Raw genomic sequence first — 16,222 nt, forward strand, 5'->3', positions numbered from 1 at the left:
GTATGGCGGCAGACCGTCTTCGGTGGAGCGCCGGTGCGGGCCGGTCTTCGATCGAAGCACCCGGAGTGATGGCGCATGGTGTCCATGGATCGTCCGGGGCCACTACCGAGGACCGGCGGCCAGGAGGCGCTCCTACCGCGTTCACTTTTGCGATATGGCACCAGAGTACAAAGCTTCCGTCCGCCATGTGGTGGCACGGACATCCGGTGCGTATGGCAAAGGGAGCGGTCCCCGGTGGGAACCGCTCCCTTTACGGCGTCTTACTTGGCGCCCGCCGCGCCGCGGCGGATGCCCAGGCGCTCGACCAGCGCGCGGAAGCGCGTGATGTCCTTCTTCGCCAGGTACTGCAGCAGGCGGCGACGCTGGCCGACCAGCAGCAGCAGACCACGGCGGGAGTGGTGGTCGTGCTTGTGGGTCTTGAGGTGCTCGGTCAGGTCCGAGATGCGGCGGGAGAGCAGCGCGACCTGGACCTCGGGGGAGCCGGTGTCACCCTCCTTGGTGGCGAACTCGGCCATGATCTGCTTCTTCGTAGCGGCGTCGAGCGACACGCGGTACTCCTTGGGGTCTGGGCCGTCGAGCGTCCCTGGTCTGCTTCACAGGGAATCCTTGGATGACTCGGCCGGGCCGTCACACAGCGTACCAGCTGGCAAACGGCCCCCGACCGGGTGGTCGGGGGGCCGTGGCCGTGAGCGGGGGCGGCGCTAGTTGCCGGTGAGGCCGCGCACGGTGTTGTAGACGTCGAGGACCGCCAGGCACAGCGGCACCAGGGACAGCAGCACGAGGCCGTCGAAGATGTCGAAGATCCGGCCCCAGAAGGGGGTGACGCCCTTGCGGGGGACGACCAGGCCGACGCCGACGAGGACGGCCGCGCCGACCGCGATGCTGGTGGAGAACCAGACGGTGCGGATGTTGAGCGGGCCCGCGTCCTGGTACTGCAGGAGGTCCACGAAGATGTCCTGCGGCGGGTGCAGCGCGATGCCCAGGATGAGCAGGACGATGGTCAGGATGCCGGCGATGGTCAGGCAGGCGACCTGCGCGGTGTAGTCGAAGAGCCGGGCGCGCAGCATGATCGTGATGCCGGCGGCCAGGGCGAGCAGCTGGGCCCACATGTTGTCGGAGAAGCCGAGGACGATACCGGCGGAGCCGACGACGAGGGCGGAGCAGCCGGCGACGAGGCCGAGCAGCAGTTCGTGGCCGCGCTTGGCCTGGTTGCCGATCTTGATGAAGTCGACGGACTCGGTCTCGCCGCCGTTGTCCAGGGAGCCCTTGGCGATCTGGTCCGGGGAGCGGTAGCCGATGGGCAGCCGGGCGAAGCGGGCGGAGAGGCCGGGGAGCCAGGCGACCATGGCGATGGCGACGACGGCGGTGACGGCGGCGACCTCGCGGGGCTGGGCGTCGGTGAGGATCGCGGCGAAGACCGCGAGGGTGCCGATGGCGGAGAGGAAGGCGGCCGCGACGAAGGGGGCGTCACCGCGCGGCAGCAGCACCACCAGGAGGACGGATGCGATGAGTACGGTCACGCAGCCGACGAGGAGGTGCAGCCGGCCGGGGCCGGCGCCGTCGTCGACCGGGAAGATGCCGGAGCCGGCGATGAGCAGGTGCGGCAGCGCGGACAGGCCCAGGGCGATGGAGGAGCCGTGGTCGTCGTAGACCCGGGCGCGGACGCCGGCGAGGGCGACCAGGACGATGCCGACGACGCCGGCGATGATGCCGGGCAGGCGGTGCATGTCGCGGTTCATCGGGTTCGAGAACCACAGGGCGAACGCCATCATGACGAGCAGCAGCACACCGGCGCTGAGGCCGAGGGTGTGCATGAGGTCGTCGCTCCAGCGGCTGCGGTTGCGCTTGACCGCGGAGGCGACGGCGTCGGAGACGTCGTCGAAGACCGGGAGCGGCAGCGATTCGGCGAACGGCTTCAGGAGCAGGAGGTCGCCGTCGAGGATCTGCTGCTGCGCGAGCGACTGCCCGGCGTCGAGGACCGTTCCGTCGCGGCGTACGAGGTGGTAGCCGGTGGGTGCGCCCTCCGCCTGGGACTGTCCGGAGAGCCGCAGGATCTCCGGGTAGATGTCGACGAGTGCGACGTCCTCCGGCAGTGCCACGTCGATCCGTGCGTCCGGCGCGGCGACTGTGACCCGGCAAAAGCCGGTGCCAGTGCTCGTGCTCACCTGGCGGTTCCCCCTATCCGTTGGGCGTTTTGTCGCTTCGCGCGCCGTATATATAGAGCCGTCTCTGCGGGGCCGTGGCACGCTCGCGAGGCGTCAGCGTACCGTCCAATTCAGCGGCTGCCCCACCCACCCCGAGTCTTGACGCTTAACAGTAGGATCAACGCCTGGTTCGGGCCAAGGACTTGGCTCGGGGGACCGTCGAATCCAACGGGGGCGGTCCGAGACTGCGAGATGCATGAAGGACTGATGCCTCGGTGAGCGTTGTCATCGTCAAGCGCCCGCCCCGCGCGCTGCCACCTGAAGTCCCCTCGGAGGAGGTGACACTTGAGGCTCCGCCTGAGCTGCCCCGCGAAGGTGAGCAGGAGAACCTCTTCATGACGTTTATGCCCATGATGGGTATGGCGTCCTCCGCGGGATTCCTGTTCATGGGCAACCAGCCGTTCATGAAAATCATGGGTGGCTTTATGGTGGCGTCCACGCTGGCAATGGCGATCATGCAGATCGTCAAGGCCCGCCAAGGCCCTTCCGGACAAATGGTCCAGGAGCGCCAGGATTACCTCAAGTACCTTGCGCAGAAGCGGAAAGAGGTACGGCGTACCGCACGTAAGCAGCGGGATGCACAGCTTTTCACCCACCCCGATCCGAGCCAGTTGTGGTCGATCGTCGCGGAGGGCAAACGCGTCTGGGAACGCCGGGCTTCCGACCCCGACTTCGGGCAGGTGCGTCTCGGGCTCGGGCCGCAGCAGCTGGCCACCCCCCTGCGGGCTCCGGAGACCGCCCCGGTCGACGAGCTGGAGCCGCTCACCGCGCACGCGATGAAGGAATTCCTCGACAAGCACGGGCAGTTGGACAACCTGCCGCTCGCGGTCTCGCTGCGCGCCTTCTACCACCTGACGATCTCCGGTGACCCGGACACCGTCTACGGCTCGGCCCGTTCCATCCTCTCGCAGCTGTGCACCCTGCACTCCCCCGAGGACCTGGTCGTGGCCGTCGTCGCGGCGCCCGGTGCGCAGGCGGAGTGGGAGTGGACGAAGTGGCTGCCGCAGGTGCAGGACAAGACCACGGACGGCGCGGGCAGCCGCCGGCTGGTCGTCGGTGACCTCGGCGAGGTCGAGGAGCTGCTGGCGGACGAGCTGGAGGGCCGCGGGCGGTTCAACCCGCAGGGCACCCCGGTCACCGACACCCCGCACGTGGTGATCGTGCTGGACGGCGGCGAGGTGCCGATGGACTCGGTGATCGCCGGGGCCGAGGGCCTGCAGGGCGTCACCATCATCGAGGTCGTCCCGGGCGACCTGGACGAGATCCGCGGTGGTCTGGCCGTCCAGGTGTGGCCGGGCAAGCTGGTGCTGGAGTCGGCCAGCGGCGCGGTCTACCACGGTGTCTGCGACACCCTCTCGATCGCCGAGTCCGAGGCGCTGGCGCGTCAGCTGGCTCCGCTGCGGGCGGGCTCCGGTGCCGACGGTGAGGAACCGCTGCTGTCCGCCCTGGACTTCACCGACCTGCTCAACATCGGTGACGCCGGGTCCCTGGACGTCTCGCGCACCTGGCGGCCGCGGACGCTGGCCGAGCGGCTGCGCGTCCCGATCGGCGTCGACCGCGACGGCCAGCCCGTCATGCTGGACATCAAGGAAGCCTCCCAGCAGGGCATGGGCCCGCACGGCCTCTGTGTCGGTGCGACCGGTTCCGGTAAGTCCGAGGTGCTGCGCACGCTGGTGCTGGCGCTGGCGGTCACGCACTCCTCCGAGACGCTGAACTTCATCCTCGCGGACTTCAAGGGTGGCGCCACCTTCACCGGCATGTCGGAGATGCCGCACGTCGCGGCGGTCATCACCAACCTCGGTGAGGACGTCACGCTGATCGACCGCATGCGCGACTCGATCACCGGTGAACTCCAGCGCCGCCAGGAGCTGCTGCGCTCCGCGGGCAACTACGCCAACATCACCGACTACGAGAAGGCGCGTGCCGCGGGTGCCCCGCTGGACCCGCTGCCCTCGCTGGTGATGATCATCGACGAGTTCTCCGAGCTGCTCGCCGCCAAGCCGGACTTCATCGAGATGTTCATCCAGATCGGCCGTATCGGCCGTTCGATGGGTGTGCACATGCTGCTCGCCTCGCAGCGTCTGGAAGAGGGCAAGCTGCGCGGTCTGGACACCTTCCTGTCCTACCGGCTGGGTCTGCGGACGTTCTCCGCGGCCGAGTCGCGGACCGCGATCGGTGTACCGGACGCCTACCACCTGCCGAACGTCCCCGGTTCCGGCATCCTGAAGTACGACACCGAGACGATGGTGCAGTTCAAGGCCGCGTACGTGTCCGGTACCTACCGCGGTCCGGGCGGCGGCGGCCGGGGCGGCAGCGGCGGCCGGTCGATGCGGATGCCGGTGCCGTTCACCGCGGCCCCGGTCATCGAGCAGATCATCGAGGAGCCCGTCGTCGAGGCGACGGAGCCGGAGATCGACGACGCGCTCGCCGACACCGTGCTCGACGTCATGGTCCAGCGGATGCAGGGCCAGGGCCCGCCGGCGCACCAGGTGTGGCTGCCCCCGCTGGAGGAGGCGCCGACCGTCAACCAGCTGCTGCCGGCGCTCGCGGTCACGCCCGAGCGGGGCGTGCACGCGGCGGAGTACACCGCGCTCGGCAAGCTCGTGGTGCCGGTCGCGCTGGTGGACAAGCCGTTCGAGCAGCGTCGTGACGTGATGTACCTGGACTTCTCCGCCGGTGCCGGTCACGGTCTGGTCGTCGGTGGTCCGCAGTCCGGCAAGTCGACCCTGATCCGTTCCGCGATCGCGGCGTTCGCGCTCACCCACACCCCGGCCGAGGTGCAGTTCTACTGCCTCGACTTCGGTGGCGGCGGCATGCTCACGATGGAGGACCTGCCGCACGTCGGCGGGTCGCCTCACGTCTGGACGCGGAGAAGGTCCGCCGTACGGTCGCCGAGGTCGTCGGCATCCTCAACCAGCGCGAGGAGTTCTTCCGGCAGAACAGCATCGACTCGATCGCGACCTACCGCCAGCGGCGGGCCGCGGGCGCCTTCCCCGACGAGAAGTGGGGCGACGTCTTCCTGATCATCGACGGCTGGGGAACCTTCAAGACCGATTACGAGCAGCTCGACCCGGTGATCCTGGACATCGCCGCGCGCGGTCTCGGTTTCGGTGTCCACCTGGTCCTCGGCGCCGCCCGCTACACCGAGGTCCGCCCGGCGCTGCGCGACCAGCTCCTCAACCGCGTCGAGCTGCGCCTGGGTGACCCGATGGAGTCGGAGTTCGACCGCAAGCGCGCGGAGAACGTCCCGATGGGCAAGCCGGGCCGTGGTCTGTCCCCGGAGAAGCTCGACTTCCTCTCGGCGCTGCCGCGTCTGGACGGGATGAGCGACCCGGAGACGATCAGCGACGGCATCGCCAACCTGGTGTCGACGGTCAAGGAGCACTGGCAGGGCGCGCCCGCCCCCAAGGTGCGGATGCTGCCGACGATGCTCCACGCCGCCGAGCTGCCCAAGGGCAGCGACTACCCGGAGCACGGCATCGCGATCGGTGTCGACGAGACCACGCTGTCGCCGGCGTTCATCGACTTCGAGACCGACCCGCTGCTGGTCATCTACGGCGAGAGCGAGTCCGGCAAGTCGTCGCTGCTGCGCCTGCTGACCAAGCAGATCGCCGAGCGGTACCCGTCGGACAAGGCGCTGATGGTGGTCTCCGACTACCGGCGCGCGCTGCTCGGCGAGGTCCCCGAGAGCCATCTGTACAAGTACTGCGCCGCGGGCCCGCAGCTGCAGGAGGTCATCAGCGGACTGGCCGGTTCGCTGGGCCGCCGGATGCCCGGGCCGGACGTCACGCCGGAGCAGCTGCGCAACCGCAGCTGGTACGACCTGCCGGACGCGTTCGTGATCGTGGACGACTACGACCTGGTGGCGACCAGCAGCGGCAACCCGCTGCAACCGCTGCTGGAGTACCTGCCGTTCGCCCGTGACCTGGGTCTGCGCCTGATCATCGCGCGCAGCTCCTCGGGCGCCGGACGGTCGTCGTTCGAGCCCGTGATGCAGCGTACGAAGGAGCTCGGTGCGCAGGGTCTGATCCTTTCGGCCGACCCGGCGGAGGGCCCGCTGATGGGCAACATCAAGGGCCAGCAGCTGACTCCCGGCCGGGCCACGTTCATCACGCGCAAGCGGGGTGCGCAGCTGGTCCAGACGGGCTGGCTGCCGGCCCACGGCGGGTAACCGGCGAGCACGGCAACGGCGGTGGGGCGTCCCTCTGGGAGGGGCGCCCCACCGCCGTTTCGTGTGGGGTGCGCGCTACGGCCGGGCCGCTGCGGGCGGCGCGGCCGGTCGGTCAGCCGAACGCGCCGTGCTGGGTGGTATCGGGGGCGGCCGGTTCCGCGGGCTTCTTCTCCGCCGGGGCCGGCGCGTCCTTCTTGCCGGACGCGCCGGAGGTGGTGGAGCCGGCGGACGGGGCCGGCGCGGCCTTGGGTCCCGCTCCGCGCCCGGCGCCGGCTCCGGGCCGGCCGGCTGGGTCCGTACGCCCTTGGCGAGGCCCTCGCCGCCGCGGGTCGCGGCCTCGCCGTCCCGGGCCGGTCCGAACGGGTCCGGCCCGTGGGCGGCCGTGGAGGTCTCCCAGGTGTGCCGTAGCTGCGGGACCGAGCTCTGGCCGCCGCCCTTGCCGCCGCGCTTGCCGAACGCGCCGCCGAGGCCGTTGGCGAGCTGGCCGAGCGCCATGAAGCCGTAGGCGACCTGGGGGCCGGACGAGCCCTGGCCGCCGCCCGAGGCGCTGTGCGCCTGCGGGGCGCCGTGGTCCTGGTCGTCCTTGTGGTCGTCGGGGTGCTGCGCGGCGGCGTTCTCCAGGTCGGCCGCGGCCAGTTCGAAGGCCGGCAGCGCCTCGTCCACGGACCGCTTGAGGCGGTGCCACTCCGCGGCGAACCCCTCGCCCGCCGGGCCGTGCCAGTTGGCCGCGGCCGCGGTGCCGACGTGCCGGTCCAGGTCCCGGACCATGCCGTCGAGGTGCTTGCCCATCTCCCGCCAGCCGGCCGCCGCTTCGTGCAGGGCCTCGGGGTTGCGTCGTCCGCTCACTTGGCGCTCCGCATCTTCTCGACGCTCCGCAGGGTGTCGACCAGCTCGTCCTCGGCCGCCTCCGTGTTGGTGACGGTCTCCTTGATACCGCTGCTGACCTCGGCGAGCCGCTCCTGCAGCTGGACCAGGGCGTGCTCGGCCTGCTCGTAGAGCTCGCGGAACGGCCGGGCGGCCTCGTCGCTGCCGAATCCGTCCCGCAGCGCCTCGGCATCGGCCCGCCGTCTGAATGCGGCCAACTGCCGGCTCAGTTCTTCCGCGCGTATCCCGAAGGAGGCACCGAGCTTGTGCAACTCCTCCGTACTGAGCCGGACTTCGTCGGACATCATTTCTCCCCGAATTGAATGACAGCTGCCTGCCAACATCGCCTCAGGTCTAGCACACCCGCAATAGCCCCGAAGCCCACTGTGAACCGGCCGGGCGCCCGGCCGCGGAATGGATACGGAGCAATATGCGGCAATACCGACAACCCCCGCCTTGACGACGCGTTCACATCCGTCATTAGACTCTGGACGCCGGTGCAGCACGCGTGGTTGCTGTGCCATCACGTCGAGGGGGCAGGGATGAGCAACGAGCGGCAGATCCAGGACGAGGACCTGATGGACGTCGCCCAGGATCCGGAGCAGGCGCATCGGCTGCGCAAGGCGCTGAAGGTCCTCGCGGAAAACCCCAACGTCGGCGGCAAGCTCCAGGAGATGGCCCAGGAGGTGCTGTCCGGCCGCATCGGCATGAAGGACGCCATCCAGACGCCGGGCTACATGGACGCCATCGGTGACCGGCTGACCGAGATGCGGCGGGCCGCGGAGGACCAGACCATGGCCGAGCGCGAGGAGTCGCGCGAGAAGTTCGCCGCCTGGCAGAAGGAACAGGAAGAGAAGGAAGACCAGGAGCGCGCCGAGCGCGACGGGCCGTCGGGCAACATCGTCACCGGCTCGCGGCGCGGCGGCGGTCGCGGCCACCGCGGCTGATCGGTTCGCCGCCGCCGTCCCTGACCGGCCCCGGAGCGAATTACCGGGATCTTCCAAGGGCTTGGGCGTGCGTGTGCGGGCTTGCGCCGTATTGCGGCGTCGTGCCGTATTGCGGCGTCACGCAAAGCACCCGGGGTGCGCGGAGCGAACGAAGCAGATCAATACCCGGGAATTTCGGGCATTGATCTGCTTCTTTCTCCACAGGACATTTCCAGCACTCCCGATTTCTCCACAACCGGCGGACGCACCCGGCGGATGAGGCCGCAGGAGCCCCCGCCCTCACCGGCGCCCCACGCGCCCCTGGCATGCCGCCCGTGCACCCGCTCCGGCCTGCGTGTTCCAGTTCCGGCACAGCCGGACCCGCGGCGTCCCGCACACGCGGCCCGGATCATAGGATCGAACCGGTAAGCCGGTACAACGCAGGAATCCACGAAGGTGGAGGGCGGGATTGATGGGGGACGAGGAAGCCATGAGCGCCTCAGATGAAGGAAACGCCCGAACGGCCGGATACGCTCCGCATCCGTACATCGGCGGCCGCACCGCCGTGCTGCGCGCCCTGTCGGCCTGGCGCATGCGCTGGCCCGGTGCGCCGCGCGTCATCGTGCTCACCGGAAACCCGGGCAGCGGGCGGTCCCGCCTGATCACCGGCTTCCTGATGATGTGCGATCCCGACTACCGCAAGCAGCTGCCGCTGGACGAGCTGGACCCGGCCACGGTGCCGCCGGACCTGCCGCCGCCGGCCGTACCGGGCCCCGAGGGCCGTACCGCCGCGCAGGTGCTGTGGCTCATCGCCGACCACTTCGGCCTGCGGGCCGGCCGCACCGAGGACGTCTTCACCGAACTCGCCGCGCGCGAGGAGACGGTGACGGTCGTGGTGCCGGACGTCGACCGGGCCGGCCCGGTGCGCGCCGCCCAGGAGCCGGCCCGCCTCGTACGGGAGGTGCTCGCCCCGCTCGCCGCCGTCGAAACGGTTCAGCTGCTCGCCGACGTCCCGCGGGAACTGGCCGCGGAGCTCGCCGGGCGCTGCCGTCCGGGCAGGTCCAGGTCATCGATCTCGACGCGCCCGAGTGGGCCGACCCCGCAGGACTGGTGCTGCACGCCGAGACCGCGCTCGACCCGGGCACCGGCGCCCCGGAACTCCCGTACACCACCGACCCGTCGGCCCGCCGGGCGCTCGCCGAGGCGCTGGCCGGACGCGCGGCGGGCAGCCGGCTCACCGTCCAGCTGGCGGTGCAGTCGCTGATCATGCAGCCCGAGGGCTTCGACCCGGCGGACCCCGACCTGCTGCCCGGCAGCGTGGGCGAGGCACTCGATGTGCACGCCCGCCGGCTGGGCGCCGACCCGCAGACCCTGCGGCTGATGCTGGCCCCGCTGGCGTTCGCCGAGGGCGAGGGCCTGCCGGTCCAGCTGCTGGTCCCCTGGCGAGCGCCGTCGCCGGACGGGACATGAGCCAGGACATCGCCGACGGCATGCTGCTGGCCGCCCCGTTCATCCAGCCGGTCGAGGCCGGGGCGGACGACGACGCGGCGGACGGCTCGGCGGCGGACGGCGAGGGGCCACGGACGCCCCCGGTGCCGGGCCCGGCCGGTCGCTGCTCCGCCTGATGCACCCCGCCCTCGCCGAGGAGATCCGCGCCGGCCTGCCCGACGTCCGGGACGCCCAGACCAGGATCGCCATGGCGCTGCTGGAGGCGGTCCCCCAGCAGGACTGGGCGCAGGCCGATCCGTACCTGCGCGACCACCTCGCGGCGCACACCCTCGAAGCCGGTCTGCTGCCCCAACTCCTCACCGACCCGGGCCTGTTCGCGCACGCCGACCCGGTGGTCCTGCGGGCCGCCATCGAGGCCGTCCCGCTGGAAGCGCTGGGCGCACCGGCCCGTACGTACCTGCGCACGGCTCCGCTGCTCACCCGCTCGCAGGCTCCGGCCGAGATGCGGGCGGCCTTCCTGGAGACCGCGTTCGTCGAGGACGGGCTGACGCCGTACGCCGAGGCGCTGCACACCCGCGGCTTCCGGCTGCCGTGGCGGACGCTCTGGAGCGCACCGCTGCCCGGCGTCCGCGCGGTGACGACCGGCACCCTCCCCCAGGAGGGCGCGGGCCCGCGTCCCGTCGTCGCCCTGGTCGTCCCCGAGGACACTCCCGGCTCCCGTACGGTGTCGTCCCCCACGGACGGCACCGGACCCGAGCCGGACACCACAGAGGGCGCGGACGGGGCGGGCGCGCCGGACGTCGCCCCCGGCCCGGCGGCCAGGCGATCCTCCTGCACGACCTTCGGACCCCGGAGTTCCTCGACGCCGACCCCGCGCAGGTGCTGCGCCCCACGGAGGACGAGCGGGCCGAGGCGCCCTTCGGGCTCAGCCGGGGCGCCGACTACCTGCGGGTCTGGGCCCGGGCGACCCAGGAGGTGGTGGCCGCGCTGGTGTCCGACACCCCGATCACCGGCGCCGACCTCTCCGCGGACGGTGTGCTCGTCATCGCCACCGAGCGCGGCGTGACCGCCCGGCAGATCCTCGCGGCCGCCCCCGCCGCCCCCACCGTGCCGGCCCAGCGCGCCGGCACCACTGACGCCGACGCTTCCCACGGCCTCGAAGGAGACCACTCGTGATCACCCAGGCGCAGGCACACGCCACCGCCGCCCGCTGGCTCAACCCCGAGGGACACCAGGGCCCGCCGCGTGAGGTCGCCATGCAGGAGTTCGACCTCGGCTGGGTGGTGTGGGCCGTACCGCCGCCCCCGGAGGTCGACCCGGAGACCGGGCAGCGCCGCCCGCCCGCCGAGATCGGTACCGCCTGCGGCGTGGTCGACCGGGCCTCCGGCGAGCTGACGGTCTGGCCGTCCGTACCGGTCGACGAGGTCGTGCGGATGTACCAGCAGAAGCACGGCGGCGGCGCGGCCCCGGCGGAACCCGCCCGGCCGCCGGTCACCGGCCCCGGTAACACCGCCGTCGCCACCTTCGACGACCCCGCGACCGGCGAGGAGACCAGCCTCGCCCGCGTCTCGGCCCCCGGCCTGCCGCCCGCGGAGTACCAGCTGTACGAGGAGCTGCGGCGGCTGGGCGTGGACCCCGCGGCCGTCCGCGCGGTCCACACCGACCTGCGCCCGGCCCTGCTGCCCGGCGGCTACCCGGGCGACTTCGTCCTCCGTGCGTTCCCCAACGCCTCGTTCTCCTGCACCGAGGGCTACGGCATGCGCCCCGAGGAGCGCGCCGAGGGCGTCGCGGGGCTGCTGCGGCACGTCGAGATGATGCACCAACTGGCGGGCCAGCAGCCGCCGCCGCGGCCGCACCGGGTGCCGGTGCCGGAGCGCGTCGAGCCGGCGCCGCAGATGCGGGACGTGGCCCTCGGCAAGCACCTGGTGGAGGTCTACGGCCCCGAGGGCATCCGCCGCCCGGACGCCGACGACCTGGCCGCGACCCAGCTGCCCGAAGCCACCAGGAACACCCTGGTCTGGGCCGGACTCCCGTCCCAGGTCCCGTACTTCTTCACGGCCGACCGCCCCGACGCCCCGCCCGCCGGCGGGCTGTTCCCCGACGTGGCGACCCACCTCCGGGAGATCGGCACGCAGGCCAAGGAGCAGACGCTCGAAACGCTGGCCGGCTACGTCCGGATCGGCACCGACGGCCTCTACACCATCGCCGTCCAGTGCACCGCCCCGGAGGCCAACCAGAACCTGATCGGCACCGTCTGGGCCGTCCAGCCCTCCTCCGGCGGCGGCCGCTTCGTCAACCGCACCGCCTCCGCCTACCTCCGCTCCCTGGCCCTCCTCACCACCACCCGCCAGGAGATGCAGGGCCTGGACCCGGCAACGGCGGGCACGGCGGTGGCGGCCTTCCAGGAGCAGATCGCGGCGATCGACTCCTGGGCACTGGACGACCCCGGCAACTGGTGGTCGCTGGTGATCGAGCAGATGTGGCACGGGTTGTTCTGAGGGGAGGAGTGGGACGGGGTTCCGGGGCGCGGACGTTCCGGGGCCCGGGGGCCCGGGGGTGCCATGGTTCCCGGGGTCATGGTTCCGGGAGTGCCATGGTTCCGGGCGCTGGGCCCCGTCCGCTCCTCTCGCGCGTCCCCCGCGTATCCCCGTACGCATCCCCCGAGCCCGCTCGGGGGGTGCGCCAGGTTCCTCCAGGGCTCCGTACTTACGGCAGCAGGAGCCAGTCCGCGGCCAGTGCGGCCGCCAGACCGATGCCCAACAGCCAGGTGCCGAGCCGGGTACGCCCGTGCCGGCTGAGTTCGATCACCACCCCGCAGAGCACCAGCGCGGCTCCGTACACCCCGACCACGAGCACCGACGTACGCGAGGCCAGGCGCACCACGAGCACCACCGCCATAGTGGCCATGAGCACCGAGGCCAGGACGATGCGTATCCGCCGCGCCTGACGTGGGGTCAGCCCCACGCGATTCTCGGACTCGGCCTCTTCGCTGTCGGAGTCGCCCTCTTCTCCGTCGGGAGCGAGCTCTTCGTCGTCGGACGGGGCCTCTTCCGTGTCGGACGGGGTCTCCCCCTGGTCGGACGAGGTCTCTCCCTCGTCGGGCGAGATCTCTCCCTGGCCGGACGAGGTCTCTCCCCCGCCGGGCGAGATCTCTCCCTCATCGGAAACGAGCTCGCCGTCCTCGGAAACGGGCTTGTCGTCCCGGGAAACCGGTTTGCCGTCCTCGGAAACGGGCTTTCCCTTGCCGGGTTCCGGCTCTTCCTTGCCGGGCTCGGGCTTTCCCTTGCCGGGCTCGGGCTCTTCCTTGCGGGGTGCGTCCATGAGCGGTTCATGCACCTCGGTTCCATGCACTGACGAATGCCTCCATATGCGTGCGTACCGCGCTGCCAAGGGCGATCCATGAACCGTCGGTGAAGCCGACGTCGAACCGTCCCCGGCCGCCCACGGCCTTGGGGTGCGGATTGATCCGAGCGATGTCCGTACGAGGCACCGCCACCCGAAGTCCCACCGCGGTGTGGTGTCGCGCCAACTCGTGTTGCGGTCCACGAGCAGGATCAACCGGCTGTCGGTCATCGCCTGCCGCCGTGGGGTACCCCGGCGTTCGTCAGGTCGACGAGGAAGCGGCCGGCCGTGCTGTTCCAGCCGCCGTCCATGACAGTGCCCCAGATCGCCTTCTCGACGGCGTGGTCGGCGACGTGGTCCAGAGCATCCACCGTGCGCTCCACCCGGTCGCCGACCCGCCCAATGGCTCGGGCCAACGGACTGTTGGCCAGGCGGCTGTTGGTCAGGCGGCTGTTGGCCAGCCGGCTGTTGGTCACCGCTCCCAGCGGACGGGCCACCGCGCCGATTGCGCCGCCCAGCACACCCCGTACCCGCTCCTCGATCGCCGACGGAGCTTGCGGAACGGTCGGAGCGCGCAGCTCGGCGGGGACGGAGGGCAGCGCAGCGTTGGCGAAGTAGTCACAGGCGATGACCAGCCGTTCGCCCGGCTGGAGAAACGACAGGAAGCAGTCGCGGTACTCCGGCTTCATACGGCGCGGCTCCTCTCGTCGGGCGGGCGTCAGCCGACGTGGGGCGTCAGCCGAAGGGGTTGTCGGGATGGCGGGACTGCTGGACCGCCGCCGGGCGCACGACCAGCCGCGGGTTCTTCTCGACTGCCGGTTCGCGAGAGCGGCTGAGCGGGTCCTGTGCGGGTCCTGTGTGGTGGGCGACGGGTCGAAGTCCGGTGGCGACGACGGGTGCGACGAGTGGTGGCTGCCGGGAGCATCCGCGCCACCCTGCCCACTGCCGCCGGAACCCGGACTGGGAGCCGCTCGCCGCTCAACGTCTCGCCGCTCAACGCCTGCTCGTTCTTCTCGACACCGTGCTCGATCGCCTCGTGCGTCGTCCTGGCGCTCCGGGAGATGGCGAACTCCTCCGCTTCACCAGCCTCCTTGAGGTGCTTCCAGGTCAGCGGATTGTACCGCTCCACCTTGGACACCTTCTTGGCCGGCTTGCGTATCTTCAGGACGTCGGCGAGGCTCTCTGCTGCATATCGCACGCACCTTCTCGCCACTCCGGTCGGAGCTCACGCTGGTCTGAAGCTTTGGGTGAACTGTCCTAAAGCTCCTGCGGCAGCGCTGAATTGTTCCGCCACGATCCCAGTCCCCCTGTAGTGGACATGCGCGCAAAGTGGATCTTATTCAACAGCGGGGCGACAGCAGCCGGCTGGCAGGCCACCTGGTGCGGTACGTGCGTGAGGCTGCCCCGGGCCTGGCCGAGCAGTCAGCCACCCTCTCGCCCCCGCTCCCCCACGCCCTCGCTCCCCAGGCCCCTGGGACGCAGGCCGACGCCCCCTCCCCTCCCTCACAATGCCGCTATACCGCTATGCCGCTATGCGGCATGTGCCACCAATGCCATAGACAGGCCAATTTTCACGGAACCTCCACGGCGCCGAGTAAAGACATTCCCTTGAATCCACCGCAGGATCACCCGCCTTGACAGGCCTGCGTTCGGTTCACCTAACCTGGGAACGCTAAACTCGCGCCAAGAGTCAGACGCTAAGAGTCAGAGCGGACGCGCCGAAAAACGGGGGTTGTGGTGGCAGGCAACGAATTTGACGTCGATCCGGATGTCCTGCGCACGCAGGGCAACGCATTCGTCCACATCGGTGGCGATTTCTCCAAGGCGTCGAAGAAGCTGAAGGCCGACCTGGAGGACCTCGGCAGCCCCTGGGAGAACTGCGACTTCGGCGACATCTTCGAAACGATCTACACGCCCATCCGGGACGGAATGTTCGAGTCCATGGACTCCCTGGGCGAGCGCCTCGAAGGCATCGGCGACAAGCTCCAGCACATGGCCCAGACGTACACCGAGTCCGACCAGCAGGGCATCCACACCATCAGCGCCGTCGGCCGCCCGGTCATCTGACGCCCCGCCACCGCACTTACTTCGGGGCGCGCAACCCGGGCCGAGGGCGTGAAATCTCCTCCCGCACCACCTCCCACCCCCTCAGCCCGATTCCCACCTCTCACTTCCCACTCTTTCCATTGCTCTCCGCAATCGGCTACCACTGCACGGGGGACGATCACTGTGTCATTGACGCTGCCAGGCGAGGTCACCTGGGTCCTGGACCTGCTCGGCTACAGCTGGCCGGACGCCGACGAGGACAAGCTCCACGAATGCGCCCAGGTCTGGCGTAACTTCGCCGAGTCCGTCAACCAAGCAGCTTCCTCGGGTACTTCGGCAGCCAATGAAGTCGTCTCCGCCAACTCCGGCGAAGCGGTCGAGGGCTTCACCAACGAATGGGGCTCCTTCTCCGGCGGCGGTAACAGCGGGGACAATTACCTCCGCGATGCCGCCGCGGCGGCGGAAGTCATCGCCGTCGCCTTCGACGCCGCGGCCATCGCCGTTCTCGCCGGCAAGATCGCGGTCATCGTCCAGCTCGTGATGCTGGCCGCGGAACTCATCGCCGCACAGGCCGCCGCGCCCTTCACCCTCGGCCTCTCCGAACTCGGCGCCGCCGGCGCCACGCAGGCGACCCGCCTGATCGTCCGCCAGATCCTCGACAAGATCAAACGCGAGGTCATGGAGGCGGCCACCAAGGCCATGGAGCACGCCACCATGGACGCCATCAAGAAGATGGCGAAGAAGGCCGTGTCCAAGGAAGCCCGCAAGCTGGCGATGGACTACGCCAAGAAGACGGTCAAGGACACGGTCAAGGACACCGTCAAGGAAAAGGTTGTCGACGCGGCCAAGGAAAAGGCCACGGAAGCCGGCACCGAAATGGCCCAGAACGTCGCCCAGCAGGGCATCGAAAGCCACTTCGGCGCCCGCGACGGTATCGACTGGGGCGAAACGGCCGACATCGGCAAGGAAAAGGCTGGTGAATACGTCGACGGCATCAAGGAAGGCGCCCAAGACCTCACCGACCCGAAGACCTACGTCGACCACGCCCGCCAGGACCTCACCGACCGCGGCCTCAACGCGGCCCAACGCCACGCCGACCAGCGCACCGGCGGCGCCGCCACCCGCCACCAGGGCGCCACGGATGCCGTCAGGGAAACGGTGAGCGGCAGCGTCGAGGACGTCTTCGGCTGAGCCCTCGCCACTGAGCCCGCGCCTTCGAA

15 protein-coding genes and 1 pseudogene are annotated in these 16,222 nt (G+C 70.6%); 10 read left to right on the forward strand and 6 right to left on the reverse strand.

The genetic code is table 11. The features are described 5' to 3' along the window. Positions 1-260 precede the first annotated feature (260 nt). Entirely contained in the window at positions 261-548 is a 288-nt protein-coding gene (rpsO, locus tag OJ254_RS00735; protein WP_030414166.1) for a 30S ribosomal protein S15, read from the reverse strand. 153 nt (positions 549-701) lie between these two features. Beyond that, a complete protein-coding gene (gene eccD / locus OJ254_RS00740; RefSeq protein ID WP_265360836.1) occupies positions 702-2,165 on the reverse strand; it encodes a type VII secretion integral membrane protein EccD in 1,464 nt (487 codons plus the stop codon). 254 nt (positions 2,166-2,419) lie between these two features. Between eccD and eccCa the strand changes: the two are divergent. Then, positions 2,420-6,375: pseudogene (gene eccCa / locus OJ254_RS00745) on the forward strand (type VII secretion protein EccCa). A gap of 75 nt (positions 6,376-6,450) precedes the next feature. On the opposite strand, the gene OJ254_RS00750 reads toward eccCa, so the two are convergent. Both OJ254_RS00750 and OJ254_RS00755 read right to left on the reverse strand, forming a co-directional pair. Next, positions 6,451-7,221, reverse strand: coding sequence for a WXG100 family type VII secretion target (locus tag OJ254_RS00750; protein WP_265360837.1), 771 nt, complete (start codon positions 7,219-7,221; stop codon positions 6,451-6,453). Further along, on the reverse strand, positions 7,218-7,547 hold the full coding sequence (locus OJ254_RS00755; protein WP_265360838.1) for a hypothetical protein: 330 nt from the start codon (positions 7,545-7,547) through the stop codon (positions 7,218-7,220). Before OJ254_RS00755 ends, OJ254_RS00750 begins: the two co-directional genes overlap by 4 nt. Before the next feature lie 234 nt (positions 7,548-7,781). Here OJ254_RS00755 and OJ254_RS00760 point away from each other — a divergent pair, with 234 nt between their 5' ends. The 7 genes from OJ254_RS00760 to OJ254_RS00790 all read left to right on the forward strand — a co-directional run bounded on the left by OJ254_RS00760 (position 7,782) and on the right by OJ254_RS00790 (position 12,112). Further along, positions 7,782-8,186 (forward strand): hypothetical protein, encoded by a 405-nt coding sequence (locus OJ254_RS00760; protein ID WP_265360839.1) that lies wholly within the window; start codon positions 7,782-7,784, stop codon positions 8,184-8,186. A gap of 469 nt (positions 8,187-8,655) precedes the next feature. Beyond that, positions 8,656-9,429, forward strand: a complete 774-nt coding sequence (locus OJ254_RS00765) for a hypothetical protein (RefSeq protein ID WP_265360840.1) — start codon at positions 8,656-8,658, stop codon at positions 9,427-9,429. Next, positions 9,417-9,635: a hypothetical protein gene (locus tag OJ254_RS00770; RefSeq protein WP_265360841.1), complete on the forward strand. Its 219-nt coding sequence runs from the start codon at positions 9,417-9,419 to the stop codon at positions 9,633-9,635. The genes OJ254_RS00765 and OJ254_RS00770 overlap by 13 nt, the downstream gene beginning before the upstream one ends. Continuing rightward, positions 9,632-9,790 carry a hypothetical protein gene (locus OJ254_RS00775; RefSeq protein ID WP_265360842.1) on the forward strand — a complete coding sequence of 53 codons (159 nt, stop codon included), beginning with the start codon at positions 9,632-9,634 and terminating at the stop codon, positions 9,788-9,790. Before OJ254_RS00770 ends, OJ254_RS00775 begins: the two co-directional genes overlap by 4 nt. Continuing rightward, on the forward strand, positions 9,790-10,680 hold the full coding sequence (locus OJ254_RS00780) for a hypothetical protein (protein ID WP_265360843.1): 891 nt from the start codon (positions 9,790-9,792) through the stop codon (positions 10,678-10,680). Before OJ254_RS00775 ends, OJ254_RS00780 begins: the two co-directional genes overlap by 1 nt. After that, positions 10,605-10,790, forward strand: a complete 186-nt coding sequence (locus tag OJ254_RS00785; RefSeq protein WP_265360844.1) for a hypothetical protein — start codon at positions 10,605-10,607, stop codon at positions 10,788-10,790. Before OJ254_RS00780 ends, OJ254_RS00785 begins: the two co-directional genes overlap by 76 nt. After that, entirely contained in the window at positions 10,787-12,112 is a 1,326-nt protein-coding gene (locus OJ254_RS00790) for an SUKH-4 family immunity protein (protein WP_265360845.1), read from the forward strand. The genes OJ254_RS00785 and OJ254_RS00790 overlap by 4 nt, the downstream gene beginning before the upstream one ends. Positions 12,113-12,320: 208 nt before the next feature. On the opposite strand, the gene OJ254_RS00795 is transcribed toward OJ254_RS00790, so the two are convergent. Together OJ254_RS00795 and OJ254_RS00800 are read right to left on the reverse strand one after the other, a co-directional pair. Then, the gene (locus tag OJ254_RS00795; protein WP_423835991.1) at positions 12,321-12,764 is read right to left on the reverse strand and encodes a hypothetical protein; all 444 of its coding nucleotides are present in this window, start codon (positions 12,762-12,764) and stop codon (positions 12,321-12,323) included. Positions 12,765-13,183: 419 nt separating this feature from the next. Beyond that, positions 13,184-13,645, reverse strand: a complete 462-nt coding sequence (locus tag OJ254_RS00800; protein ID WP_265360847.1) for a hypothetical protein — start codon at positions 13,643-13,645, stop codon at positions 13,184-13,186. A gap of 1,048 nt (positions 13,646-14,693) precedes the next feature. Between OJ254_RS00800 and OJ254_RS00805 the strand changes: the two genes are divergently transcribed. Together OJ254_RS00805 and OJ254_RS00810 are read left to right on the forward strand one after the other, a co-directional pair. Next, positions 14,694-15,023, forward strand: coding sequence for a WXG100 family type VII secretion target (locus OJ254_RS00805; RefSeq protein ID WP_265360848.1), 330 nt, complete (start codon positions 14,694-14,696; stop codon positions 15,021-15,023). Positions 15,024-15,185: 162 nt separating this feature from the next. After that, on the forward strand, positions 15,186-16,193 hold the full coding sequence (locus OJ254_RS00810) for a WXG100-like domain-containing protein (RefSeq protein WP_265360849.1): 1,008 nt from the start codon (positions 15,186-15,188) through the stop codon (positions 16,191-16,193). The last annotated feature ends 29 nt before the right edge of the window (positions 16,194-16,222 follow it).

Source organism: Streptomyces endophytica, assembly GCF_026153355.1.
GTDB classification, from domain to species: domain Bacteria; phylum Actinomycetota; class Actinomycetes; order Streptomycetales; family Streptomycetaceae; genus Streptomyces; species Streptomyces endophytica.

Coding starts and splice junctions, on each gene's coding strand:
- OJ254_RS00755 (WP_265360838.1), bottom strand. CDS start 7,547: ATGATGTCCGACGAAGTCCGGCTCAGTACGGAGGAGTTGCACAAGCTC.
- OJ254_RS00760 (WP_265360839.1), top strand. CDS start 7,782: ATGAGCAACGAGCGGCAGATCCAGGACGAGGACCTGATGGACGTCGCC.
- OJ254_RS00765 (WP_265360840.1), top strand. CDS start 8,656: ATGAGCGCCTCAGATGAAGGAAACGCCCGAACGGCCGGATACGCTCCG.
- OJ254_RS00775 (WP_265360842.1), top strand. CDS start 9,632: ATGAGCCAGGACATCGCCGACGGCATGCTGCTGGCCGCCCCGTTCATC.
- OJ254_RS00780 (WP_265360843.1), top strand. CDS start 9,790: ATGCACCCCGCCCTCGCCGAGGAGATCCGCGCCGGCCTGCCCGACGTC.
- OJ254_RS00800 (WP_265360847.1), bottom strand. CDS start 13,645: ATGAAGCCGGAGTACCGCGACTGCTTCCTGTCGTTTCTCCAGCCGGGC.